22 protein-coding genes and 1 pseudogene are annotated in these 25,549 nt (G+C 61.1%); 19 read left to right on the forward strand and 4 right to left on the reverse strand.

Annotation, left to right across the window (positions count from 1 at the left end; translation table 11 throughout):
* Positions 1-67: 67 nt before the first annotated feature.
* Positions 68-1,252, reverse strand: a complete 1,185-nt coding sequence (locus EV700_RS05845) for a pyridoxal phosphate-dependent aminotransferase (RefSeq protein ID WP_130411715.1) — start codon at positions 1,250-1,252, stop codon at positions 68-70.
* 79 nt (positions 1,253-1,331) lie between these two features.
* Between EV700_RS05845 and uvrB the strand changes: the two genes are divergently transcribed.
* Complete coding sequence (uvrB, locus tag EV700_RS05850) at positions 1,332-3,350, forward strand: excinuclease ABC subunit UvrB (protein ID WP_130411717.1); 2,019 nt, start codon at positions 1,332-1,334, stop codon at positions 3,348-3,350.
* Here the strand turns inward: uvrB and EV700_RS05855 are convergent.
* On the reverse strand, positions 3,347-4,768 hold the full coding sequence (locus tag EV700_RS05855) for a sensor domain-containing diguanylate cyclase (protein WP_130411719.1): 1,422 nt from the start codon (positions 4,766-4,768) through the stop codon (positions 3,347-3,349). The genes uvrB and EV700_RS05855 overlap by 4 nt on opposite strands.
* A 256-nt stretch (positions 4,769-5,024) precedes the next feature.
* Here EV700_RS05855 and EV700_RS05860 point away from each other — a divergent pair, with 256 nt between their 5' ends.
* The gene (locus tag EV700_RS05860; RefSeq protein ID WP_130411721.1) at positions 5,025-5,810 is read left to right on the forward strand and encodes a GNAT family N-acetyltransferase; all 786 of its coding nucleotides are present in this window, start codon (positions 5,025-5,027) and stop codon (positions 5,808-5,810) included.
* Between the two features lie 56 nt (positions 5,811-5,866).
* Positions 5,867-6,652, forward strand: a complete 786-nt coding sequence (locus EV700_RS05865) for a lysophospholipid acyltransferase family protein (RefSeq protein ID WP_165391353.1) — start codon at positions 5,867-5,869, stop codon at positions 6,650-6,652.
* 15 nt (positions 6,653-6,667) lie between these two features.
* Here the strand turns inward: EV700_RS05865 and EV700_RS05870 are convergent, their stop codons facing one another.
* Positions 6,668-7,489, reverse strand: coding sequence for an MBL fold metallo-hydrolase (locus EV700_RS05870; protein WP_130411725.1), 822 nt, complete (start codon positions 7,487-7,489; stop codon positions 6,668-6,670).
* A 111-nt stretch (positions 7,490-7,600) separates the two neighbouring features.
* Between EV700_RS05870 and EV700_RS05875 the strand changes: the two genes are divergently transcribed.
* Together EV700_RS05875 and EV700_RS05880 are read left to right on the forward strand one after the other, a co-directional pair.
* A complete protein-coding gene (locus EV700_RS05875; RefSeq protein WP_130411727.1) occupies positions 7,601-8,413 on the forward strand; it encodes an SDR family oxidoreductase in 813 nt (270 codons plus the stop codon).
* A 48-nt stretch (positions 8,414-8,461) separates the two neighbouring features.
* Complete coding sequence (locus EV700_RS05880) at positions 8,462-9,880, forward strand: DUF945 family protein (protein ID WP_130411729.1); 1,419 nt, start codon at positions 8,462-8,464, stop codon at positions 9,878-9,880.
* 1 nt (position 9,881) lies between these two features.
* Here EV700_RS05880 and dapE read toward each other — a convergent pair whose 3' ends face one another.
* The gene (dapE, locus tag EV700_RS05885) at positions 9,882-11,015 is read right to left on the reverse strand and encodes a succinyl-diaminopimelate desuccinylase (RefSeq protein WP_207224609.1); all 1,134 of its coding nucleotides are present in this window, start codon (positions 11,013-11,015) and stop codon (positions 9,882-9,884) included.
* A gap of 158 nt (positions 11,016-11,173) precedes the next feature.
* On the opposite strand from dapE, the gene EV700_RS05890 reads away from it, so the two are divergent.
* The 14 genes and pseudogenes from EV700_RS05890 (at position 11,174) to nuoI (ending at position 25,542) form a co-directional block, all read left to right on the forward strand.
* Positions 11,174-12,355 carry a branched-chain amino acid ABC transporter substrate-binding protein gene (locus EV700_RS05890; protein WP_130411741.1) on the forward strand — a complete coding sequence of 394 codons (1,182 nt, stop codon included), beginning with the start codon at positions 11,174-11,176 and terminating at the stop codon, positions 12,353-12,355.
* A 64-nt stretch (positions 12,356-12,419) separates the two neighbouring features.
* On the forward strand, positions 12,420-12,788 hold the full coding sequence (locus EV700_RS05895; protein WP_130411743.1) for a hypothetical protein: 369 nt from the start codon (positions 12,420-12,422) through the stop codon (positions 12,786-12,788).
* Positions 12,789-12,847: 59 nt separating this feature from the next.
* Positions 12,848-13,777 carry a branched-chain amino acid ABC transporter permease gene (locus tag EV700_RS05900; protein ID WP_130411745.1) on the forward strand — a complete coding sequence of 310 codons (930 nt, stop codon included), beginning with the start codon at positions 12,848-12,850 and terminating at the stop codon, positions 13,775-13,777.
* On the forward strand, positions 13,777-14,817 hold the full coding sequence (locus EV700_RS05905) for an ABC transporter permease subunit (protein ID WP_130411747.1): 1,041 nt from the start codon (positions 13,777-13,779) through the stop codon (positions 14,815-14,817). Before EV700_RS05900 ends, EV700_RS05905 begins: the two co-directional genes overlap by 1 nt.
* Complete coding sequence (locus EV700_RS05910; RefSeq protein WP_130411749.1) at positions 14,810-15,577, forward strand: ABC transporter ATP-binding protein; 768 nt, start codon at positions 14,810-14,812, stop codon at positions 15,575-15,577. Before EV700_RS05905 ends, EV700_RS05910 begins: the two co-directional genes overlap by 8 nt.
* Positions 15,574-16,275, forward strand: coding sequence for an ABC transporter ATP-binding protein (locus EV700_RS05915; protein WP_130411751.1), 702 nt, complete (start codon positions 15,574-15,576; stop codon positions 16,273-16,275). Before EV700_RS05910 ends, EV700_RS05915 begins: the two co-directional genes overlap by 4 nt.
* A 213-nt stretch (positions 16,276-16,488) precedes the next feature.
* A pseudogene (locus tag EV700_RS05920) lies at positions 16,489-16,878 on the forward strand (NADH-quinone oxidoreductase subunit A); the annotation flags it as partial.
* A 41-nt stretch (positions 16,879-16,919) separates the two neighbouring features.
* On the forward strand, positions 16,920-17,594 hold the full coding sequence (locus tag EV700_RS05925) for a NuoB/complex I 20 kDa subunit family protein (RefSeq protein WP_130411755.1): 675 nt from the start codon (positions 16,920-16,922) through the stop codon (positions 17,592-17,594).
* A gap of 45 nt (positions 17,595-17,639) precedes the next feature.
* Positions 17,640-19,415, forward strand: a complete 1,776-nt coding sequence (gene nuoC, locus EV700_RS05930) for an NADH-quinone oxidoreductase subunit C/D (protein ID WP_130411757.1) — start codon at positions 17,640-17,642, stop codon at positions 19,413-19,415.
* A gap of 14 nt (positions 19,416-19,429) precedes the next feature.
* Positions 19,430-19,936 (forward strand): NADH-quinone oxidoreductase subunit NuoE, encoded by a 507-nt coding sequence (gene nuoE, locus EV700_RS05935; protein WP_130411759.1) that lies wholly within the window; start codon positions 19,430-19,432, stop codon positions 19,934-19,936.
* The gene (nuoF, locus tag EV700_RS05940; RefSeq protein ID WP_130411761.1) at positions 19,933-21,219 is read left to right on the forward strand and encodes an NADH-quinone oxidoreductase subunit NuoF; all 1,287 of its coding nucleotides are present in this window, start codon (positions 19,933-19,935) and stop codon (positions 21,217-21,219) included. Before nuoE ends, nuoF begins: the two co-directional genes overlap by 4 nt.
* Before the next feature lie 18 nt (positions 21,220-21,237).
* Complete coding sequence (nuoG, locus tag EV700_RS05945; protein ID WP_130411763.1) at positions 21,238-23,961, forward strand: NADH-quinone oxidoreductase subunit NuoG; 2,724 nt, start codon at positions 21,238-21,240, stop codon at positions 23,959-23,961.
* 2 nt (positions 23,962-23,963) lie between these two features.
* Complete coding sequence (nuoH, locus tag EV700_RS05950; RefSeq protein WP_242610195.1) at positions 23,964-24,989, forward strand: NADH-quinone oxidoreductase subunit NuoH; 1,026 nt, start codon at positions 23,964-23,966, stop codon at positions 24,987-24,989.
* Between the two features lie 16 nt (positions 24,990-25,005).
* Complete coding sequence (gene nuoI, locus EV700_RS05955; RefSeq protein WP_130411765.1) at positions 25,006-25,542, forward strand: NADH-quinone oxidoreductase subunit NuoI; 537 nt, start codon at positions 25,006-25,008, stop codon at positions 25,540-25,542.
* Positions 25,543-25,549 lie beyond the last annotated feature (7 nt).

A 25,549-nucleotide genomic window follows, 5' to 3' on the forward strand; every position in this document is an offset into this window, starting at 1 on the left:
TGTTCCGGATACTGAGACAGCTAATAAAAAGGGGCCATCCGGCCCCTTTCAGCGAGCAGCGGCGTGATCAGCCCTCGATCGCCTTCTTGATGCGGCCAATGGCGTCTTCCAGCACCTTCATGCTGGTGGCGTAGGAAATACGCATATGGCCGTCCAGACCAAAGGCGGAACCCGGCACCACGGCGACACCGACGGTGTTCAGCAGCAGGTCGGCGAATTCCAGGTCGTTCTTCAGGCCCAGCTTGGCAATGGCGCCTTCGACGTTGCAGAAGGCGTAGAACGCGCCGTCAGCAGCGGAGCAGGAGACACCGGCGATCTGGTTCAGCGCGCCGACCACATAGTCATGACGCTCCTTGAAGGCCTTGACCATCGGCTGCAGCACGTCCTGCGGACCGTTCAGCGCGGCTTCGGCGGCGACCTGGGAGATGGAGGTCGGGTTGGACGTGGACTGCGACTGCACGTTCTTCATGGCGCCGATCAGCTTGGCCGGACCGGCGGCGTAGCCGATGCGCCAGCCGGTCATGGCATAGGCCTTGGACACGCCGTTGAGGACGATGGTGCGGTCGTACAGGTCCGGGGCGACGGTGACGATGTTCTCGAACTTCTCGGCGGTCCAGATGATGTGTTCGTACATGTCATCGGTGGCGATCAGCACTTGCGGGTGCTTGCGCAGCACTTCCGCCAGCGCCAGCAGTTCGGCCTTGCTGTAGACCATGCCGGTCGGATTGGACGGCGAGTTCAGCACCAGCAGCTTGGTGTTGGGGGTGATGGCCTTTTCCAGCTGTTCAGCGGTGATCTTGTAGCCCTGCGACTGCGGGCACTCGATGCACACCGGGGTGGCGTCGGCGATCAGCACCATGTCCGGGTAGGACACCCAGTACGGCGCGGGGATGATGACTTCGTCGCCCTTGTTCAGGAAGGCGAGGGCGAGGTTGAAGAAGCTCTGCTTGCCGCCGCAGGACACCAGGATCTGGTTCGGGGCGTAGTCGAGGCCCTGGTCGCGCTTGAACTTGGCGATGATCGCCTTCTTCAGACCGGGGGTGCCGTCGACGGCGGTGTACTTGGTGAAACCGCTCTCGATGGCCTTGATGGCGGCCGCCTTGATGTGTTCCGGGGTATCGAAGTCCGGCTCGCCGGCGCCCAGGCCGATAATGTCCTTGCCGGCAGCTTTCAGTTCAGCCGCCTTGTTGGTCACGGCCAGGGTGGGGGAGGGCTTGATGCTCAGTACGCGGTCGGAGAGACGAAGTTCCACGGGTCAACCTCTTGTTCATGATGATGTGACAACAGGTCTGGCATAATACCCGAAAATCCCGCCCGAAAAGAGTGAAAAGATGACAACTCCGCGCCCCTTCGAACTGGTGACCGACTACCAGCCCGCCGGAGACCAGCCGACCGCCATTGCCGGTCTGGTGGAAGGGGTGCGCGACGGCTTGCAACACCAGATGCTGCTGGGCGTGACCGGCTCCGGCAAGACCTTCACCATCGCCAACGTGGTGCAGCAGTTGCAGCGGCCCACCATTGTCATGGCGCACAACAAGACGCTGGCGGCGCAGCTGTACAGCGAGTTCAAGGCCTTCTTCCCGCATAACGCCGTCGAGTATTTCGTTTCCTACTACGATTACTACCAGCCCGAGGCCTATGTGCCGTCGTCGGACACCTATATCGAGAAGGATTCGGCGGTCAACGACCAGATCGACCAGCTGCGGCTGTCCGCGACCAAGGCATTGCTTGAGCGTCGCGACGTACTGATCGTGGCCAGCGTCTCAGCTATTTACGGTCTGGGCGATCCTGACGCCTACCTGAAAATGCTGCTGCATATCAGTAAGGGCGAGCGCGTTGACCAGCGCGCCATCCTGCGGCGGCTGGCGGAAATGCAGTACCAGCGCAATGATGTCGACTTCAGCCGCGGCGCTTACCGGGTGCGCGGCGAGATCATCGACATCTTTCCGGCGGAATCGGATGACGAAGCGATCCGCGTCAGCCTGTTCGATGATGAGGTCGAGGCGATCACCTACTTCGACCCGCTGACCGGCGCCACCCTCCGCAAGGTCGCGCGCGTCACCATTTACCCGAAGACGCACTATGTGACGCCGAAGGACCAGATCCAGAAGGCGATCGACAGCATCAAGGCCGAGCTGGAAACGCGGCTGCAATGGTTTCTCGACAACAACAAGCTGGTGGAGTACCAGCGCCTGAAGGAACGCACCAAGTACGACATCGAGATGCTGCAGCAACTGGGTTATTGCAACGGCATCGAAAACTACTCGCGGCATCTGTCCGGGCGTGACAGTGGTGAGGCACCGCCAACCCTGTTCGATTATTTGCCCGATGATGCCTTGTTGGTGATCGACGAATCGCACGTCACCATTCCCCAGATCGGCGCGATGTACAAGGGCGACCGCGCGCGCAAGGAAAACCTCGTTAACTACGGTTTCCGCATGCCCTCGGCGCTGGATAACCGGCCGATGATGTTCGAGGAATGGGAGAAGATCAGCCCGCAAACCATTTTTGTGTCCGCCACGCCCGGCCCCTACGAAATCAAGCATTCGCAGCGCGGCGTGGAGCAGGTGGTGCGTCCGACCGGCCTGGTGGATCCGACCATTGAAATCCGCCCGGCCTTTACGCAAGTGGATGATCTGCTGTCGGAAATCCGGTTGCGGGTCAAGGTGGATGAGCGGGTGCTGGTGACGACGCTGACCAAGCGCATGGCGGAAGACCTGACCCAATACCTGTCCGAGCATCAGGTGCGGGTACGCTATCTGCATTCGGATATTGATACCGTGGAACGGGTGGAAATCATCCGCGACCTGCGCAAGGGCGTGTTTGACGTGCTGGTGGGCATCAACCTGCTCCGGGAAGGTCTGGACATGCCGGAAGTCTCGCTGGTGGCCATTCTGGATGCCGACAAGGAAGGTTTCCTGCGCTCCGAGCGGTCGCTGATCCAGACCATCGGCCGGGCGGCGCGCCACGTCAACGGCAAGGCCATCCTCTACGCCGAGAACATGACCGGCTCCATGCAGCGTGCCATTGATGAAACCGACCGTCGCCGCAACAAGCAGATCGCCTTCAATCTGGAACACGGGATTACGCCGCGCAGCATTTCCAAGCCGGTGGTGGATATCCTGGATGTCTACCTGCCTGATGCCGACGAGCCCGCGTTCCTGAAGGCCTCGGAAAGCGGGCCGGCCATCTACCGCGCCACCGATCCGAAGGCGCTGGCGCGGCAGATCAAGGCCGTGGAAACTGAAATGATGGCCAAGGCCCGCGAGTTGCGCTTTGAAGAGGCGGCGCGTCTGCGGGATGAACTGCATGTGCTGAAGGAACAACTGCTGATGGTCAGCGGAAGTTAGGCTTGGCAGACCCGGTTCCGGCCTTCCCGTTTGGCGGCATAAAGCGCCTGATCGGCATGCTGCAGCAGGGTGGCCAGCGTTTCGACGGGATACGCCGGTGAGGCGATACCTATGCTGATGGTCAGATTGACCTGGCTGCCGCCATCCTGCACCAGCGGCGCGGACTCAATGGCTTGCCGCAGCCGCTCCGCTACATCGTGAGCCTGCTCCGGCGGGGTTTGCACCAGCAGGATGGCAAATTCTTCGCCGCCGATCCGTCCCGCCAGATCGGTATCGCGCAGGCTGGAGCGGATGATGTCCGCCACCCGGCACAACGCCCGGTCTCCCACCGCGTGGCCAAAAGTGTCGTTGATATGCTTGAAGAGGTCGATGTCGCACATTAACAGCGACAGCGGCTCGTTGTAGCGGCGGCTGCGGCTGAGCGTGGACTCCGCCTGTTCGAGGAAGTGGCGCCGGTTGCTCAGGCGGGTCAGGTCGTCGGTGGTAGCCAGCCGCAGCAGTTCATCCTCCAGATGCTTGCGTTCAGTGATGTCCGTCGACATGCCCAGCATGGCGTACATGGTTCCGTTTTCACTGAACAGCGGCATTTTCACCGACCAGTAAAAGCGGTCGCGCCCGTCACCCAGCCGGAATGTTTCCATGCCTTCGACCTTGCTGCCGGAAGCCATGGCCTGGGCATCCAGATGCCGGAAATGTACCGAGGCTTCGATAGTGAACAGGTTTTCATCGCGCAGCCCGATCAGCGAGGCCGGATGCCGCTGCAGCAGCTCGCCCAGTGCTTGATTGGCATAAAGATAGCGGCCGTCCGGGGCTTTCATGTAGATACAGGCGCGAATGTTGTCGAGGACGGTCGCCAGCAGCGTCTGGTTGGCGCGCAGCGCCTCTTCCATGCGGATGCGGTCAGTGATGTCGGTGGATATGCCGCAAAGCCCGCGTATGTTCCCCTTGTCGTCGTGCAAGGGCATCTTCACCGTCCAGTAAACCCGCATTTCGCCCCGGCCGTTGGGAATCAGGCGCTCTTCATCACTGATGGTTTTACCGTGTTGCAGGACTTCGCGGTCGTGGCGATAGATATCCGCCACCGTGTCCGCGGAAAAAAAGTGGCTGTCGTCACGGCCGAGAATCTCCTCCAGAGAGCGGTTGAGCAGTTCGCGCGCCAGCCGGTTGGCGTAGGTGTAACGCCCCTGCAAATCCTTGATGAAAACATAGGCGCCGATATGGTCCAGCACGTCGGACAGATCCTTGACCCGTGTTTGCAGTTGATGCAGCACTGCTTCCGAATCCAGGCGGTCCTGGGCGCGAACGATCTCCAGCCAGTGGTTGATCTTGTCCGGATCAATGCCGGTATGGCGCGAAAAGGCCTCGGCCGGGCCGCCGGACGAAGGAGGGAGGTTTTTCTTTGAGGGTTTTTTGGGCATTGTCCGTATTTCCTGCCGTCACACAATCCGTCGGATGAGGTCTGTGAAGCAAGACTGCCTGATCGGGACAGTCCGTGACGCCGTGATGTTTTTCGGACTCACAGATGGAATATAGATCAGGATTGGAGCGATCGCTGTCCTTTGCCGTGAAAATGTGCGCAAGCAGCCTGTCGTCATTCTGTCATCCCTTATTCATCACATCTAAACCTCTGGCTTTCATGCTGCGCGCATCATCTCAGTACAAAGGTGTGATGCCATGCAGACCGTTTCAATGTCCGCCCAGACCGCGATGCCGCAACCGGAAGCGTCAGGCATCCGGACTCCCCGGTTTGTCGCCCGCTTTGCCCAAGGGCCGCGTGAAGTACAAGCGGCGCAACGCTTGCGGGCCGAGGTGTTCAGTGCGGAATACGGTGTCAGCTTCGCCCATCCCCAGGGCCTGGATTGCGACCGCTTCGATCCGTACTGCCGTCATCTCAATGTTTTCGATACCCGCAACGGCCAACTGGTGGCGACCACCCGTCTGCTGCCGGGTGAAGCGACGGCGCGAACCGGCGGTTTTTATTCGGCGGCGGAATTCGACCTGACTCCGTTGTTGCCCAATTTGCAGGGCCGGGTGCTGGAGATCGGTCGTACGTGTGTCCACCCCGAATACCGTTCTGGCGCGGCGATCACGGTCATGTGGTCGGCGCTGGCGGAGTTCCTGATGGAAGAAGATTTCGCCTACCTGATCGGCTGCGCCTCCATTGGTCTGGCCGAGGACGCCACCCGTTATCACGCGATTGTCGGTTCTTTGCAGGAAGAACAGTTCGTGCCGCCGGAATGGCGGGTGCGCCCGCGTCAGCGCATTCCGGCGTTGCCGACCCTGTGCGGCGATGTCAGCGCCAGCCTGCCGCCCCTGCTCAAGGCCTATTTGCGCATGAATGCCAAGATTGGCGGCGAAGGCAGCCTGGATCCCGAGTTCAACTGCGCCGACATGTTCATCGTCCTGGATGTCTCCGCGCTGGCTGGCCGTTATGCCCAGCGTTTCCTGAAGGCTGCCTGATGACAACCGGCGCAATCACTTCTACCATGCCCGCATTACGTTTTGAGGAGAGGGGCATGTCAGCGGTCAAGTCTTCCGTGGGGCGGCTGCAGGTGGCCGGGCGGATCACCCGGCTGGGCGCGCATATCGGCGCCGGTTTTGTGCTGGGTGTCGCCAGCGGGGCGTTGTTCGTGCAGCATCTGCCGTTTCAGCGTCCTGTCATCCGCTACTGGCATCGCCGCATGTGCCGGGTGCTGAACCTGGATATCTGCGTCCATGGCACGCCCGATCCTCGCCCGGCGCTGTGGGTCAGCAACCATGTGTCCTGGATGGATATCCCCGTCATCGGCGCGCATTTCCCGGTCAGCTTCCTGTCCAAGGCCGAAGTGGCGGACTGGCCGATCGTCGGGCATCTGGCGCGGGCGGCGGGTACGCTTTATATCAAGCGCGGCTCGGGCGACGCCAACAGTGTGTCCACGCAGATGGCGGCGCACTTGCAGGCCGGGCGTTCAGTCCTGTTCTTTCCCGAAGGCACCACGACCGACGGCCGCCAGCTGAAAGCCTTCTTCCACAAGCTGTTCCAGGCGGCCTGCGTCACAGGCGCGGATATCCAGCCGGTAGTGCTTTGCTATCGTGACGAGCAGGGCGAATTGCATTCGGTCGCGCCATTTATCGGCGACGATGAATTTACCGATCACTTGATGAAGGTGCTGAAGGAAAAGCCGATGCAAGTGGAGTTGCTGGTGCTGCCGCGCGTCTCGGTGGACGGGCGGGATGCGCGGGCGCTGTCGAAACACCTGCGGCAGTTAATGGCGGACGGTCTGGAGCGGTTGCATCGCGGGGAAGTGCAGGCCGGGGAGTGACCCGGCCTCACGTTTTTACTGGTATCGAGCCAGTTCCAGCGCGTCGTGGGCGCTGAACAGCTGCACATCGCCGGTCGAGTTCTTGGCCAGGGCCTGCAAGCGCTGCAGGTTATGCACGCGGTCGGCGTTGTTCACCGCCATCAGCCGCTGGAAAACCTCCAGGCCCGGTGGGCAGGAGGGGCGTTCCGCCATCTGGTTGTGATGGAAGTAGGCGTCGCCGCAATGCAGCAGCCAGCCGTCGCCGGTATTCACCGCCACGCCGCTGTGACCGCGGGTATGCCCGGTCAGCGGCACCAGCAGGACTTCATCCTTCAGTCCCGGAATGGCCCGGATGCTTTCAAAGCCCTGCCAGGTTTCCCCTTCGGTGCGATAGGTTTGCCATTTCGGGTTGTGCGCCCATTGGTGGGCCTTGTAGCGCTGGCTCTCCCGGAAAGTGGGGTTCATCGCCGCCTGGAATTCCGGTTCGAACACATGCACCTGTGCATCCGGAAAATCCCCCAGACCGCCCGCATGATCCAGATCCAGATGCGTCACGACAATGTGGCGCATATCTTCCGGGCTGAATCCCAGTCCCTTCACCTGCATCAACGCGGTTTCCCGCCAGTCGGCCACCGGCCGCACCGCCGCCATGAAGCCCAGCCCCAGGCGTTTGGCCGGATGACGCACATCTTCCACACCCATACCGGTGTCCACCAGCACCAGGCCGTCATCGCTTTCGATCAGCAGGCAGTGACAGACCATATGGCCATTGTCCAGCAGCGAGCCATGCCCGTTAATCAGCGGCGCGCCGTGGGGACACATCGTACCGCAGTTCAAGTGGTGAATCCGTAATGCCATGAAGCTGTCTCTCCGGTCGGGAATGGGGCTGGCCAACTATAGCATTGTCGTGCCATATTAGGCAGTTAAGAGAAATTAGAGTATTTGTTCTATTTTTGGGGGAAGGCTGCAATGAAGCAGTTTTACGGGAAAAAAGTCGTGGTGACCGGCGCCGCCGGCGGAATCGGCCGATTGATGGCGCTGGCGTTTGCCGGCCGCGGCTGCGATGTCATTGTGACGGATCTCAATCAGGAAGGCGCTGAGAAGGTGGCGGCGGAAATCCGCGCCGTGGGGCGTCAGGCCTGGGCCTATCGGCTGGACATTTCCCGGGTCGAGGACATTCAGGTTTTCCGGAGCCGCATCCGCAAGGAAATCGGCCGCATTGACGCGCTGGTGAACAATGCCGGGGTCGTTTATGGCGGTGTGTTCGAAATGGTGCCGATCGAGAAGCACCTGATGACCTATGCCGTTAACGCGGCCGGGCTGGTGGCGATGACGCATGCCTTCTTTGCCGATCTGCTGGAAAGTCCGGAAAGCCATATCCTCAATATTGCCAGCGCTTCCGGTTTTGTCGGCCTGCCCTTTGGTGCAACCTATGCTTCCAGCAAATGGGCGGTTATCGGTTTTTCCGAGTCCATCCGTCTGGAGTTGCAGGAGCGGGGATTTGATCATGTCGGTGTGACCACGGTCTGCCCGGGATACATCGCCACCGGCATGTTTGATGGCGTGCGCACGCCCAAGTTACTGCCGTTCCTGGAACCTGATAAGATCGTTGCCAAAATCATGGACGGGGTGGAAAAGAACCATCCCTACGTGAAAGAGCCGTTCATGGTGAAATCGGTCGACCTGCTCAAGGGTGCGTTGCCGCAAAAGCTGTGGGACAAGGCGGCGCAGGCGTTGGGCATTACGTCCAGCATGATGCACTGGAAGGGTCACGGTCGCTAACCTGGGCCCGGAAGATTGATTTTTTCAAGAGACGGGCGTGTGGTGTAGATGAAGTCATGGAAGTGGGGGCTGTATGCGTTGCTGGCGACTTGGGCGTTGATGACCTGGTATTCCGGCGGCAAGATCGAGCGGATCTACACGGAGCAGCTCTCCAAGATATCCGGACGCGAGTACACCTTTATCACGGTGGGCAAGGGCAAATTTGAGCGCGGGTTCTTCACCAGCAATGCCGAAACCATTGTGCAATTGCGTCCGGACCCCTGCAAGCCGCCTGTTGAAATCGTGGTTCGCGAAAAAATCCGTAATGATCCGTTGCTGGGCGGCGGTGTCATCAAGTCGAATATCACGCTGGATTTTCAGGATGATGCGCTCTCCAGCGCCTTGAAGAAGGCCTCGCCGGACTTGCCCCCTTTAACCCTGACGGGCATTTACCACCTGTCCGGACGACGGGAGTATCAGGGCCAAAGTCCGGCGATGGTCATTACCGACAGCGATGGCAGCAAGCTGGACTGGAAAGGCATGACCCTGACCGCCGTCCTGGATCGTGATGATGAATCTTTTGACTTCCAGTCCGGCGGCATTCATTTGACGTCAGGCGACATGGACATGGCTTTTGACACCATCCATGTCAATTCAAGCATTCGCCCGACTGCGATCGGCCTGGATGTCGGCGAGTCGGAATTCAGCCTGGGTTCGGTCAGCCTTAACAGTACGCATCTGGGGATTGTTGGCAACATGTCCGCTGGCGGGCTGGGTTTCAAGACCAGTCTGGCGCTGAACGCCGGAAAAGCGGAGTCTGAAAGCAGCGTCCGGTTTGCGGATCTTAAAATTGGCAAGGACAAACTCAGTTTCGCGGCAACCTTCGCCCTCAATCATATCGATACGGAGGCGATGAAGAAGCTGGTGGCGGCCGGGCGCGAGTCCAGAAAGGCCTGTCATCCGGATGTGGGTGAGTTGGCGACGCGCTTCGGGGCGATATTCGACGGCACGGCGGAATTGACGTTGAAGCAGCTCGAATTCAAGTATGCCGACAAGACATTGCACATGGACGGCGTGGTCAAGGGCCTGAGCCTGCCGGTCAATTCCAGCGATATCGGCATGCAGATGCTGGCGGACGGCAGCCTGCTGCATGATGTCGACATGCAGTTCAAGGTCACCATGAATGAGGCCATGCTGGTCGATGCCCCCGGGGCGAATTCTCCGCGCATGCTGGCACGCCTGCGTGAGAAGGTGTTGGCCAATGGAATCTTCACCCAGGCGGGCGACAGTTTCATCACCGATGTGACCTATCGCGACGATCAGCTCAGGTTGAATGGAACGCCCTGGAGTCAGTTGTTCCCGTCGGGGTCGGGCGCGTCGCTGTTTTCCGGTCTCTCTTCCGGCGTCGGCGAGGCGTCAGCTCTGGAAGAGGGAGTGGGGGCGGACGAAGTCTCGCCGGCAGATGCTTCCACCCCCTTTGATCGCTGAGTCAGAGCAGCAACCGGGCAAGGATGCCCTCATACATTGCGGTCAGCTTGTCCAGGTCTTCCGCCTTCACGCACTCGTTGACCTTGTGAATGGTGGCGTTGACCGGCCCCAGCTCCAGCACCTGTGCACCGGTGGGCGCGATGAAGCGGCCGTCGGAGGTGCCGCCGCTAGTCGACAGCTCGGTTTCAATCCCCATCACTTCGCGGATCGCACCCACCGCCGCTTCCACCAGTTCGCCCTTGGCCGTCAGGAAGGGGTGACCGCTCAGGCTCCAGTCCAGCCGGTATTTCAGGCCGTAACGGTTGAGGATGGCCTCGGTGCGTTCGCGCAGCTGCGCTTCCGTGACTTCAGTCGAGAAGCGGAAGTTGAACACCACTTTCATCTCGCCGGGAATCACGTTGTTGGCCCCGGTGCCTGCACCGATATTCGAAATCTGAAAGCTGGTCGCCGGGAAGAATTCGTTGCCGTTGTCCCAGACCTCCACCGCCAGTTCGGCCAGGGCGGGGGCGGCGCGATGAATCGGGTTGTCGGCCAGTTGCGGGTAGGCCACATGGCCCTGCACGCCCAGCACCGTCAGGATGCCGTTCAGCGAGCCGCGACGCCCGTTCTTGATCACGTCGCCTACGACTTTACTGCTGGAGGGTTCGCCCACCAGACACCAGGTCATCTTTTCCTGGCGGGCTTCCAGATGCTGAACCACCTTGACGGTGCCGTTGACCGCCACACCTTCTTCATCGCTGGTAATCAGGAAGGCGATTGAACCTTTGTGATCCGGGTGTCTGGCGACAAAGTTCTCGCATGCCACCACCATCGCCGCCAGTGAGCCCTTCATGTCGGCCGCGCCGCGTCCGTAAAGCATGCCGTCGCGGATTTCCGGCTGGAACGGGTCATTCGCCCAGTCCTGTACCGGTCCGGTCGGCACCACGTCGGTATGCCCGGCGAACGCCAGCACCGGTCCGTTGTCGCCGCGCCGCGCCCAGAAATTGTCCACATCGCCGAAGCGCAGGCGTTCAATCCGGAAGCCGATAGCCTCCAGGCGGCGGATCATCTGCTCCTGGCAGTCGGCGTCAACCGGGGTGACGGAAGGGCGGCGGATCAGATCAAGCGTAAGGGCGAGGGTGGGGGACATCCGGATAACCTGAGAAAGACATGAAAATGCACGAAAAAAGGGCGGAAATCACAGCGGATTCCACGCCCCGCAAGCAGGCAAGTTTATCCTGTTCGGGAAATTGCGCAACTTGGCAGGAACCTTGCTAGAATCGCCCCATAATTTTATCCGGAGAGGATTCCGCCATGAAAAAGACCCTGACCCTGGGTGTGCTGGCTGCGGCCATCGCCCTCAGCGCCTGCAGCAAAAAGCCCGAAGAGGCTGCCAAGGCCGACGGAGCCGCCCCGGTTGCCGGCAGCGGTGAAATGATCGTCCGCATCGGCCATGCCGCGCCGCTGACCGGCCCTCAGGCCCACCTCGGCAAGGATAATGAAAACGGCGTCCGCCTCGCCATCGACGAACTGAATACCCAGGGTCTCACCATCGGCGGTCAAAAGGTCAAGTTCGAGCTGGAGTCCGAAGACGACCAGGCCGACCCGCGCATTGCCACCACCGTCGCCCAGAAGTTTGTTGACGACAAGGTCAACGGCGTCATCGGTCACCTCAACTCCGGCACCACCATTCCCACCTCGCGCATCTACAACGACGCCGGCCTAGTCCAGATTTCCCCCTCCGCCACCAACCCCAAGTACACCCAGCAGGGCTACAAGGGCGCCTTCCGCGTCATGGCCAATGACGTGCAGCAAGGCCGCGTCTTGGGCGAATTCGCGGTGAAGGACATGGCGGCGAAGAAAATCGCCATCATCGACGACCGCACCGCCTATGGGCAGGGGTTGGCTGACGAGTTCGAAAAGGCCGCCAAGGCCGCCGGCGGCACGATTGCGGTGCGCGAGTACACCAACGACAAGGCCTCCGACTTCACCGCCATCCTGACCAAGATCAAAGGCGCGGCGCCGGATCTGGTGTTCTATGGCGGCATGGACGGGCAGGGCGCGCCCATGGCCAAGCAGATGCAGACGCTGGGCCTGAAGGCGAAGTTCCTCGGCGGTGACGGCATTCATACCGCCGAATTCATGAAGCTGGCCGGGGCGGCGGCGGAAGGGGTGACCGCCTCGCTGCCAGGCGTGCCCTTGGAGTCCATGCCGCACGGTCCCGAGTTCAAGCAGAAGTTTGAAAGCAAATACGGTGTCATCCAGCTGTATGCGCCGTACTGCTACGACGCGATGATGGTCATGGCCGACGCCATGAAGCGCGCCAATTCGGTGGAACCCGCCAAATACCTGCCGGAAATGGCCAAGACCGATTTTGACGGCGTCACCGCCAAGATCCGTTTTGACGGCAACGGCGACCTGACTGGTGGCGCGATCACCGTCTATCAGGTGGCCAAGGGCGAATGGAAAGTCCTTAAGACCATCGGCGGCCAGTAAACCGCCTGTCTCCGGGACGCCGCCGCGCGTCCCGATTTTTTCCGCATGACTGAGGATAATAACCATGAAACAACTCTTCGACGGCTTCAGGTCGACCAGTCTGGAAGTGCTGCCCAATCTCAAGGAACGCTACGGCCTGCTGCTGCGCCGCGACCTGCTGAGCGTGCAGATCATCCATAATGCCGGGCAGGTGTGGGTGGAATACACCGTCACCGACCAGGACAACTACTCCTTCGACAACAAGAAGACCGTCAAGCGCTTCTGCGACCTCGACAACGAGGCCGGTGATCCGCATTTTTCGGTGAATGCCTCCATTTTCGAGAACGGCCGGTATCTGGTGGAAGAACTGCCGCCGACAATTCTGGCCAAGATGGCCGACATCTTTGACGAAACGGCCGCCGCCGCCATTACCACTTACGCCAAACAAGGCTGAAACCGCTGGCCGGGCCGTGCGCCCGGCCCCGGCTTGCGCTTGCCCGGAGTTTTCCCCGCGTGGATATTTTCGTCCAACAGTTAATCAACGGCCTGATTCTGGGCAGTATCTACGCCCTGATCGCGCTGGGCTACACCATGGTCTACGGCATCCTCGGCCTCATCAACTTTGCCCACGGCGAAGTGGTGATGATCGGGGCGATGGTCTGCATCACCTGCCTTAACCTGCTGATCGGCAACGGCAGCGACATTTCGCCGTTGCTGCTGATCGGCGCCAGCGTGCTGATGGCGGTGCCGGTCTGCGCCTTCCTCGGCTACAGCATCGAGCGCATCGCCTACCGGCCGCTGCGCAAGGCGCCGCGCCTCGCGCCGCTGATTACCGCCATCGGCGTCTCGATCGTGCTGCAGAACCTGGCGATGATCATCTGGGGCCGGCAATACGTGCCGTTCCCCCCCATCTTCGCCAACCAACCGCTGCAATTCCTCGGCGCGTCGATTACGCCGTTGCAGATCAGCATCATCGTGCTGGCGGCGTTGATGATGGGCGGTCTGCTGGTGCTGGTGCAGAAAACCAAGCTGGGACGCGCCATGCGCGCCACCGCCCAGAGTCCGCAAGTGGCTTCGCTGATGGGCGTCAACGTTAATCAGGTGATCGGCATGACCTTTGTCATCGGCTCCTGCCTCGGTTCGGTGGCGGGCATCATGGTGGCGGCGAATTACGGGCAGGCCCATTCCTATATGGGCTTCCTGCTGGGGCTGAAGGCCTTCTCGGCGGCGGTGCTCGGCGGTATCGGCAATATTCCCGGCGCGATGATCGGCGGCTTGCTGCTGGGAGTGATCGAAAGCCTTGGGGCCGGATATATCGGTCAACTAACCCATGATGTGCTGGGCAGCCAGTATCAGGATATTTTCGCCTTCCTGGTGCTGATCACCGTGCTGGTGTTCCGCCCGTCCGGATTGATGGGCGAGAAAGTGTCGGAGCGCCCGTGATGAAAAAGGTCTGGATAGCTTACGCCTTGCTGGCGGTCGGCCTGGCCGTCGCCCCCTTCGCGGTCGGCCTGATGGGGCAGTCCTGGGTGCGGATCCTCGATTTCTGCCTGCTCTACGCCATGCTGGCGCTGGGTCTGAATATTGTGGTCGGTTACGCCGGTCTGCTCGATCTGGGCTATATCGCCTTCTATGCGGTCGGCGCGTATGTGATGGCCATCCTGGCTTCACCGCACATGGATATCCACCTGTCGGCATGGACCATCCTACCCTTGGGAGCCACGCTGGCCTGCGTCGCCGGGGTGTTGCTGGGCGCACCGACCTTGCGACTGCGTGGCGATTATCTGGCGATTGTCACGCTGGGTTTCGGGGAAATCGTCCGTCTGTTCATGAACAATCTGGATCGTCCGGTCAATATCACCAACGGTCCGCAGGGTATCAACCTGATCGATGGCGTCAGCCTGGCCGGGCATAACCTGAACCAGGGGCTGTCCGTCGGCGGCATCCAGGGCGGCTCGGCTTATGCCTACTATTACTTGTTCCTGGCGCTGACACTGCTGACCATCTTCATCTGCGTGCGGCTGGAAAACTCCCGCATCGGCCGCGCCTGGATGGCTATCCGCGAGGATGAATTGGCGGCCAAGGCGATGGGGATCAACACCCGCAATATCAAACTGTTGGCCTTTGCGATGGGAGCCAGTTTCGGCGGCGTCGCGGGCGGACTGTTCGCCAGCTTCCAGGGCTTTGTCAGTCCGGAAAGCTTCAGCCTGATGGAGTCGGTGATGGTGCTGTGCATGGTGGTGCTGGGCGGCATGGGCCACATCGGCGGCGTCATTCTTGGCGCGATCCTGTTGACGCTGGCGCCGGAAGTGCTGCGTGAAGTGATCAATCCCTTGCAGCGCAGCCTGTTCGGACGCATGGTGATTGACCCGGAAAACCTGCGCATGCTGCTGTTCGGTCTGGCGCTGATCCTGGTGATGCTGTTCCGTCCGGAAGGCTTGTGGCCGTCGCCGCGCCGCAAGGAGGAGCTGCATCATGGCTGATCTGCTGGTGCTGGAAGGCATTGAAAAGCGCTTTGGCGGCATTCACGCGTTGAAGAACGTCAGCCTGCGCATTCCCGAGAATTGCATCTACGGCCTGATCGGCCCCAACGGCGCGGGCAAGACGACGCTGTTCAACGTCATCACCGGCCTCTACGAAGCCGACAGCGGCTTGCGCATGTTTCGCGGCAAGGCGCTGCCGCTGACGCTGAAACCGCATGAAATCCTGCAGCGAGGCATTGCGCGTACCTTTCAGAACATCCGTCTGTTCAATGAAATGACGGCGCTGGAAAACATCATGGTCGCCCGCCACAGCAAGTCGAAAGCCGGCGTGCTGGGCGCGATATTCCGGACCGCCGGGGTGCGCGCCGAAGAACAGTCCATCCGTGAGCGCTCCGAGCAATTGCTGGAATACGTCGGCATGGCGGGCAAGGGCGACCGCATCGCCCGCACGCTGTCATATGGCGACCAGCGCCGTCTGGAAATCGCGCGGGCCTTGGCTGCGGAACCGGCATTGCTGACACTGGATGAGCCGGCCGCCGGGATGAATCCCACCGAAACCGCCGATCTGGCCAAGCTGATCCAGCGTATCCGCACCGACCGCACCAATGTGCTGCTGATCGAGCATGACGTGAAACTGGTGATGGGTTTGTGTGATCGCGTGGCTGTGCTTGATTTCGGGCAGGTGATTGCCGAAGGCACGCCGTCCGAGATCCAGGCCAATCCGAAGGTTATTGAAGCCTATCTGGGGGGTGGGGAATGACTCTGCTGAAGATTTCCGGCCTGCAGGTGGCATATGGCGGCATCCAGGCGGTCAAGGGGATTGATCTGGAAGTGCATCCCGGCGAGCTGGTCTGCCTGATTGGTGCCAACGGCGCAGGGAAGACCACCACCCTCCATTGTCTGGGCGGTCTGCTCAAGCCCTCAGGCGGCAGCATTCATTATCAAGGCAAGGATATGTTGGCGGTGCAGGCCCACGATCGTGTCCGGTTGGGGCTGTCGCTGGTGCCGGAAGGGCGGGGCGTGTTCTCGCGCCTGACCGTGGCGGAAAACCTGCAGATGGGAGCCTACGCTCGCAAGTTGCAGCCGGGTGAACTGGAAAAGGCCTTCGAGCGCTTTCCGCGCCTGCACGAACGCCGCGATCAGTTGGCGGGAACCCTCTCCGGCGGTGAACAGCAGATGCTGGCGATTGTCCGCGCACTGCTCAGCAAGCCGAAGTTGTTGTTGCTTGATGAGCCTTCGATGGGATTGGCCCCGCTGATGGTGGAAAAGATTTTCGCCACCATCGCCGAAGTCACCGCCGATGGCGTTGCCGTGCTGCTGGTGGAACAGAATGCGCGCGCTGCGTTGAAGCTGGCGCAACGCGCTTATGTCATGGAAAGCGGCCGGATTACGCTGGAAGGACCCGCCGCTGAACTCGCGGCCGATGCGAGGGTGCGCGCCGCCTATCTGGGCGAATAGGGGCTGGCTGTTCCCGACCTGTGCTTCAGGATGGGGCGGGCTGCCCAAATGGCGTGCATCAGCAAAATCGGCAGTCGCCGTGTCTGGCAGAGAGACGGACGGCTGATATATAATTGCCTGTAACTTTATGTAAGCCGCCCCTGCCATCGGGGGCACTGGCGCAGTCCCTGTGTCACGCCTTCCCTGAAATGAATTGTCTGGAGAGTCTTCGGCATGTCTCCCGCTGATGTAGCGCACAACTGGTCCTTCGGGATTTTCGTTTTCGGTGTGATTTTTATCTGCGCCTTCATGCTCTTCATTCCCCGCCTGCTGGGCGGTCGCGACTGGGGTCGCGCCAAGAACGAGCCGTTTGAATCCGGCGTCGTTTCGTCCGGTACCGCCCGCATGCGTTTTTCGGCCAAGTTCTACCTCGTGGCCATGTTCTTCGTGATTTTCGACGTTGAAGCCCTGTTTCTTTACGCCTGGTCCGTTTCGGTTCGCGAGACCGGCTGGGCGGGCTTCATTGAAGTGCTGATTTTCATTTCCGTTCTTTTGGCCGGCTTGGTCTATGTCTGGAAAATCGGAGCCCTTGACTGGTCTCCGGCGCAACGCCGCAAGCGTGCGCTCCGGAATGCCGCCAAGTCCGAAACCTGAGGTTTATTACGATGGACTACACCCTGACCCGAGTCGACCCGGACAGCCCCGGCGGCCGTTACCCGATGCAGAAGCGCGAAATCGTGCGCGACCCGCTGGAAGAGCAGGTTCACAAGAACATTTATCTCGGCAAGCTCGAGGAAATGGTGCACGGCGCGGTCAACTGGGGCCGCAAGAACTCGCTGTGGCCGTACAACTTCGGTCTGTCCTGCTGCTACGTGGAAATGGCGACCGCCTTCACCGCGCCGCACGACCTGGCCCGTTTCGGGGCGGAAGTCATCCGCGCGTCACCGCGTCAGGCCGACCTGATGGTGGTGGCGGGCACCTGTTTCGTGAAGATGGCGCCCGTGGTCCAGCGCCTGTACGAGCAGTTGCTGGAGCCGAAGTGGGTGATCTCGATGGGTTCGTGCGCCAATTCCGGCGGCATGTACGACATCTATTCCGTGGTGCAGGGCGTCGATAAGTTCATCCCCGTGGATGTCTACATTCCCGGTTGCCCGCCGCGCCCCGAGGCTTTCCTGCAGGCGCTGATGCTGTTGCAGGAACAGATCGGCAAGGAGCGTCGGCCGCTGTCGTGGGTGGTGGGGGATCAGGGCGTGTACAAGCCCAACCTGCCCGCCCAGCGTGATGTGCGCCAGGCCGAACGGATTGCGGTCACCAATTTGCGTAGCCCTGACGAAGTCTGACGCGGCTGACACCCCTATTCATTAATCTTGTGATGACGAAATCAGATGGCTGACGATGTTCCGGTAACTTCGGCGCCCGGCGCGAAGTACGACGTGGTGCGCGAGCTGTATGAGCGATTCGGCCAGGACACTTTCGTGTTCCAGTCCACGCTGGACGATGTGCCGACGCTGTGGGTTCCGCGTGCAAAACTGGTGGAAGTGCTGGCGTTCCTGCGTCAGGCTCCGCGTCCCTATGTGATGCTGCTCGACCTGAGCGCCGTTGATGAGCGTCTGCGCGTCAACCGCCAGGGCCTGCCGCCTTCCGACTTCACGGTGTTCTACCACCTGCTGTCGATTGACCGCAACAGCGATGTACGCATCAAGGTGGCCCTGTCCGCCGACGACCTGCATGTGCCGACGGTGATCCATATCTGGCCGAACGCCAACTGGTACGAGCGCGAAGTCTGGGATCTCTTCGGCATTACCTTTGACGGCCACCCGCACCTGTACCGCATCCTGTTGCCCCGCAACTGGACCGGCCATCCGCTGCGCAAGGACTACCCGGCGCGCGCCACCGAATTCGACCCCTTCATGCTCGACGCCGCCAAGCAGGATGCCGAGCAGGAAGCGCTGCTGTTCCGTCCGGAAGAGTGGGGGATGAAGAAGGGCACCGCCGATGAGGACTTCATGTTCCTCAACCTCGGTCCGAACCACCCGTCGGCCCACGGTGCGTTCCGTATCGTGCTGCAACTGGACGGGGAAGAAATCGTCGATTGCGTGCCCGATATCGGCTACCACCATCGCGGCGCCGAGAAAATGGGCGAGCGCCAGACCTGGCACAGCTACATTCCCTACACCGACCGGATCGACTATCTGGGTGGGGTGATGAACAACCTGCCGTACGTGCTGGCCGTCGAAAAACTGGCCGGCATCACCGTGCCGGCGCGCGTGCAGACCATTCGCGTGATGATGGCGGAATTCTTCCGCATCACCAGCCACCTGCTGTTCCTCGGCACCTACATTCAGGACGTGGGCGGCATGACGCCCATCTTCTTCATGTTTACCGACCGCCAGAAGGCCTACGACGTCATCGAGGCCATCACCGGCTTCCGCATGCATCCGGCCTGGTTCCGTATCGGCGGTGTGGCGCACGACCTGCCGAAAGGCTGGGACCGCCTGGTGCGCAACTTCGTCGAATGGCTGCCGAAGCGTCTGGACGAATATGTCAAGGCGGCGGTTTCCAACGGCATCGTCAAGGCGCGTACCGTTGATGTCGCCCAGTACAATTCGAAGCAGGCGCTGGAGTGGGGCGTCACCGGTCCAGGCCTGCGCGCCACCGGCGTCGATTTCGATCTGCGCAAGAAACGCCCTTATTCCGGCTACGAGAACTTCGACTTTGAAGTGCCGCTGGCCCATAACGGCGATGCCTATGACCGCTGCCTGGTTCGTATTGAAGAAATGCGCCAGAGCGTCCGTATCATCAAGCAGTGCCTGGAAAACATGCCTGCCGGGGACTACAAGGCCGACCATCCGCTGACCTGTCCGCCGCCCAAGGAACGCACCCTGCAGCACATCGAAACCCTGATTACGCACTTTCTGAGCGTGTCGTGGGGTCCGGTGATGCCGGCCGGGGAGTCCTGCCAGCTGATCGAGGCCACCAAGGGCATCAACAGCTACTACCTGACCAGCGACAAGAGCACGATGAGCTACCGCACGCGTATCCGTACGCCCAGCTTCGCGCACTTGCAGCAGATTCCGGCGGTAGTGAACGGCAGCATGATTCCCGACCTGATTGCGCACCTTGCCAGTATTGACTTTGTGATGGCGGACGTAGACCGCTGATTGAGGCTGACTCGATGATTATTTGTACTGACAAACGGCCAAAGATTGAGCCTTATGAACTGACGGTGGAAGAGCGGACGGAAATCGAGCACCACATGGCGCACTACGAAGACCCGCGCGCCGCCTCGATTGACGCCCTGAAGCTGATCCAGAAGCATCACGGCTGGGTTTCCGACGGCGCCATCGTCGCCATCGGGCAGGTGCTGGGCATCCCCGCTGCCGATGTCGACGGTGTCGCCACCTTCTACAACAAGATCTTCCGCAAGCCGGTCGGCCGCAACGTCATCTTCGTTTGCGACAGCATCGGCTGCTTCCTGACCGGTTACGAAGACCTGATTGCCGTCATCAAGAAGCACCTGAACATCGAATACGGCCAGACCACCGCCGACAACCGCTACACGCTGTTGCCGATCTGCTGTCTGGGCAATTGCGACAAGGGCCCGACGCTGATGATCAATGACGACACGCACGGCCCGGTCAGCATCGAACAGATTCCTTCCTTACTGGAGCAGTATCCATGACCGTGGTATCTGCAGACACCCGGCCGCTCACCTGGCGGCTGCAACATGGTAACGCCAATCTCGACCTGAAGGGCTACGAAGCGCTGGAAGGCTATGCTGCCGTGCGCAAGGCGCTGAAGGAAATGAGTCCGCAGGACGTGCAGTTGCTCGTCAAGGACGCCAATCTGCGCGGTCGCGGCGGCGCGGGCTTCCCTGCCGGCGTGAAGTGGAGCCTGATTCCGATGGGGCCGGACGCCGGACCCAAGTATCTGGTCTGCAACGCCGATGAGATGGAGCCGGGCACCTTCAAGGACCGCCTGCTGATGGAAAAGCTGCCGCACCAGCTGGTCGAAGCCATGATCGTGGCCGGTTACGCCATCCAGGCGACCCGCGCCTACATCTTCCTGCGCGGCGAATACATCCTCGCCGCCGAGCGCCTGAACGACGCGATCAAACAGGCCAAGGCCGCCGGATATCTGGGGGAGAACATCCTCGGTTCCGGTTGGAACATGGATCTGTATGTCCATACCGGCGCCGGTCGCTACATCTGCGGCGAGGAAACGGCCCTGATCAACTCGCTGGAAGGCCGTCGCGCCAACCCGCGCGCCAAGCCGCCGTTCCCGCAGATTGCCGGCGCCTGGGGCAAGCCGACCATCGTCAACAACGTTGAAACCCTGTGCAATGTGCCCGCCATCGTCATGCGCGGCGCCAACTGGTTCAAGGGGCTGTCCGAAGGCAAGAGTCCTGATGCGGGCACCAAGCTTTATGGAGTGTCCGGCCGCGCCAAGCGCACCGGCGTCTGGGAGCTGCCGATCGGGACCACTGCCCGTGAATTGCTGGAGGTTCATGCCGGCGGCATGCAGGACGGGCTGGACCTGAAATGCTGGCTGCCCGGCGGTGCGTCCACCGATTTCCTGCTGCCCGAGCATCTGGATCTGGCGATGGACTATGACACCATTTCCAAGGCCGGCAGCCGCATGGGCACGGGCCTGATCATGGTGGTCGACCATAAGCAGAACATGATTTCCGTGCTGCGCAACCTGGAAGAGTTCTTCGCCCGCGAATCTTGCGGCTGGTGCACGCCTTGCCGCGACGGACTGCCCTGGGGCGTCAAGATCCTGCGCGCGCTGGAGCGCGGTGAAGGCACCGCCGAGGATATCGAGCAGCTGAGCAAGCTGACCCGCGATCTCTGGATCGGCAAGACCTTCTGCGCCCATGCACCCGGCGCCATGGAACCGCTGATGAGCGCCCTGAAATATTTCCGTCCCGAGTTTGAACAAGGCATCGCGAAAGCGACCGCCTAAACACAGGTATCCAGACGAATGGCCACCATATATGTAGATGGCAAGCCCCACGAAGTCAACGGCGCAGACAACCTGTTGCAGGCCTGCCTGTCGCTCGGGCTCGACATCCCCTATTTTTGCTGGCACCCCGCGCTTGGCAGCGTGGGCGCCTGCCGCCAGTGCGCGGTCAAGCAGTACGCCAATCCGGAAGACAAGCGCGGACGCATCGTCATGTCCTGCATGTCGCCGTCCACCGACAATACCTACATCTCGATCGATGACGAGGAAGCCAAGGCTTTCCGCGCCACCATCGTCGAGCTGCTGATGACCAACCACCCGCACGACTGTCCGGTCTGCGAAGAGGGCGGTCACTGCCACCTGCAGGACATGACGGTGATGACCGGCCATGACCGCCGCACGTACCGCTTCACCAAGCGCACCCACCAGAACCAGGATCTCGGCCCGTTCATCAGCCATGAAATGAACCGCTGCATCGCCTGCTACCGTTGTGTCCGTTACTACAAGGACTACGCGGGCGGCGAGGATCTGGGCGTCTACGGCGCGCACGACAATGTCTATTTCGGCCGCCCGACGGACGGCACCCTGGAAAGCGAGTTTTCCGGCAACCTGACCGAAGTCTGCCCGACTGGCGTCTTCACCGACAAGACGCACTCCGCCCGCTACAACCGCAAGTGGGACATGCAGTTCGCCCCCAGCATCTGCCAGCAGTGCTCCGTCGGCTGCAACATCAGTCCGGGTGAGCGTTATGGCGAGCTGCGCCGTGTCGAGAACCGTTTCAACGGTTCGGTGAATCATTACTTCCTGTGTGACCGCGGCCGTTTCGGCTACGGCTACGTCAACCGCGCCGACCGTCCCCGCCAGCCGATGATGCGCGAAGGCGCGGAACTCGCCGTGGTGTCGATCGATGAAGCGCTGGATTCCGCTATCGCTACGTTACGCGGCAAGAAACTGATCGGCATCGGTTCGCCACGCGCCAGTCTCGAAACCAACTTCGCCTTGCGTTCGCTGGTCGGTGAAGCCAACTTCTCGACCGGTATCGCCGCCGCCGAGCAGGCCTGCATCAACCTGGCCCTGCAAGTGCTGCAAACCGAAGGCATGGAAACGCCGACGCTGCGCGATATCGAAAGCAAGGACGGCGTGCTGGTGCTGGGCGAGGATGTTACCCAGACCGCGCCGCGCATCGCGCTGGCGCTGCGCCAGTCGGTGAAGAACAAGGCCGTCAAGCTGGCCGCTGACCGCAAGACCGCCGTCTGGCAGGATCTGGCGGTCAAGAATATCGCCCAGCACGAGCTGTCGCCGCTGTTCATCACCAGCTTCAGCGGCACCCGCCTCGATGATGTCGCCACTGGCGTCTGCATGTCCACCGTTGACGATCAGGCGCGGATCGGTTTCGCCATTGCCCATTGCATCGACAGCAATGCCCCGGCAGTCGAAGGTCTGGATGCCGAAGCGCAGGCTTTTGCCCGTCAGGTAGCTGATGCGCTGTTGGTCGCCGACAAGCCGCTGGTAGTCGCCGGAACCTCGGCCGGCTCCCAGACCCTGATCCAGGCCGCCGCGAATATCGTGCAGGCGCTGCAACTCAAGGGCAAGCAAGCCGCAATCACCCTGACCGTGCCGGAAGTGAACAGCCTCGGTGTCAGCCTGATCGGCGGCCTCAGCGTCGAAGAGGCGCTGGAGTCCCTGAAGTCAGGTCAGGCCGAAATCGCGGTGATCGCTGAAAACGATCTCTATCGCCGTGCTCCCGCCGCGCTGGTGGATGCCGCGCTGGCCAAGGCCGCCAAGGTGATCGTGCTGGATCACCAGCAGACCGCCACCACCGCCAAGGCGCATATCCTGATGTCCGCCGCCAGCTTCGCCGAAGGCGACGGCACCGTGGTCAATAATGAAGGTCGCGCCCAGCGTTACTTCCAGGTCTACGATTCCAGCTATTACAAGCCGGAGCATCAGATCAAGGAAGGTTGGCGCTGGCTGCATGCCATTCATTCCGGTCTGGATTACCGCGACATCGACTGGACGCATCTGGACGACGTCGTGTCCTCCTGTGCCGACGCCATCCCGGTTCTGGCCGGCATGGTTCAGGCGGCACCGAACGCGTCCTTCCGCATCAGCGGCGTGCGTCCGGCCCGCGAACCGCGCCGTTACAGCGGCCGTACCGCGATGCGCGCCAAGCTGAGCGTGCACGAGCCGCGCCAACCGCAAGACGGCGACAGCGCGCTGGCCTTCTCGATGGAAGGCTATGTCGGTCCGAAGAATGACGCCGCGTTGACCTCCTTTGCCTGGGCGCCGGGCTGGAACTCGCCGCAAGCCTGGAACAAGTTCCAGGATGAAGTCGGCGGCCACCTGCGTGCCGGCGATCCCGGCGTACGCCTGCTGGACAGCGCGCCGCGCCGCGCCGGCGGCTACTTCAAGACCATCCCGGCGGCTTTTGTCCCCCGTGCTGATGGCCTGAATGTGCATGTGCTGCATCACATCTTCGGCAGTGATGAACTGACCGCCCGCGCGGATGTCATGGCCAGCCGTCTGCCGGAAGCCTGCATTACCGTGTCGGCGGATGACGCCGCCCGTTTGCGCCTGAGCGATGGCCAGACGGCCGTGGTCAGCGTCAACATGAAGCTGGTGAAGATGCCTGCCCGCATTGATCCCGAACAGCCCTCCGGGACGGTCGGCATCATTGCCGGCGTCCCCGGTCTGCCGGTGTTGCACGGTGGTGAATGGCTGCAAGTCAGCGGGGAGGGGGCTTGATCATGGAACAACTGAACAGTTTCATTCTGCAATACATCACGCAGGAAACGCTGGACATCATCCTGTCGGTGATCAAGTCAGTCATCATCCTGTTGGCGACCGTCATCACCGCCGCGCTGCTCAGCTTCATCGAGCGCCGTCTGCTGGCGTGGTGGCAGGACCGTTACGGTCCGAACCGTGTCGGTCCCAACGGCATGTTCCAGATTGCCGCCGACATGCTGAAGATGTTCTTCAAGGAAGACTGGACACCGGCGTTCGCCGACAAGCTGATCTTCTTCCTGGCGCCCGCCATCGCCATGTCCGGCATGCTGCTCAGCATGGTGATCGTGCCGATTACCCCGACCTGGGGTGTGGCGGATCTCAATATCGGCATCCTGTTCTTCATGGCGATGGCCGGTTTGTCCGTCTATGCCGTGATGTTCGCCGCCTGGTCGTCGAACAACAAATACTCGCTGCTCGGCGGTGTGCGCGCCACGGCCCAGACCATCAGTTATGAAGTCTTCATGGGTTTGGCCCTGATGGGCGTGGTGGTACAGGCCGGCTCCTTCAACATGCGCGACATTGTCGAGGCCCAGAAGGACTGCTGGTATGTGATTCCCCAGTTTCTCGGCTTCATCATTTTCGTGATTGCCGGCATCGCGGTGACCCACCGTCATCCTTTTGACCAGCCCGAAGCCGAACAGGAGCTGGCGGACGGTTACCACATCGAATATTCCGGCATGAAGTGGGGCATGTTCTTCGTCGGCGAATACGTCGCGGTGGTGGTGATTTCCGCGCTGATCGTGACCTTGTATTTCGGCGGCTGGCAGCCTCTGCCGTATCTGGACTTCATTCCGTCCTTCTTCTGGTTTGCCGGCAAGACCGCCTTCTTCATCATGATGTTCGTGCTGGTTCGCGGTTCGCTGATGCGTCCGCGCTATGACCAGGTGATGACCGCCGGTTGGCTGGTGGCGCTGCCGTTGACGTTGCTCAACCTGCTCGTCACCGGCGCCATGGTCCTGTTGTTCAGCCCCGTCAAGCCCGGTTAACGGAGAGAATTTGAAGATGAAAAACGTGATTGACGGAATCTGGAGCCAGGTGCGCAGCATGGTCATGGTGTTCAGCCATGGCTTCCGCAAGCGCGACACCCTGCAATACCCGGAAGAGCCGGTCTACCTGCCGCCGCGTTATCGCGGCCGCATCGTGCTGACGCGGGATCCGGACGGGCAGGAGCGCTGCGTTGCTTGCAACCTGTGCGCGGTGGCGTGCCCGGTGGGCTGCATCTCCCTGCAAAAGGCGGAAACCGAGGACGGTCGCTGGTATCCGGAGTTTTTCCGGATCAACTTCTCGCGCTGCATCTTCTGCGGCATGTGCGAAGAAGCTTGCCCGACCACAGCCATCCAGCTGACGCCGGATTTTGAAATGGCCGAGTACAACCGCCAGAACCTGGTGTACGAAAAGGAGCACCTGCTCATTTCGGGTCCCGGCAAGTATCCGGACTACAACTTCTACCGTGTCTCCGGCATGGCGATCGCGGGCAAGCCCAAAGGCGCGGCCCAGAACGAATCGCAACCGGTCGACATCAAGTCACTGCTACCCTGAGGCCGCC

It is taken from the genome of Fluviicoccus keumensis (assembly GCF_004217445.1).
GTDB lineage: Bacteria > Pseudomonadota > Gammaproteobacteria > Pseudomonadales > Moraxellaceae > Fluviicoccus > Fluviicoccus keumensis.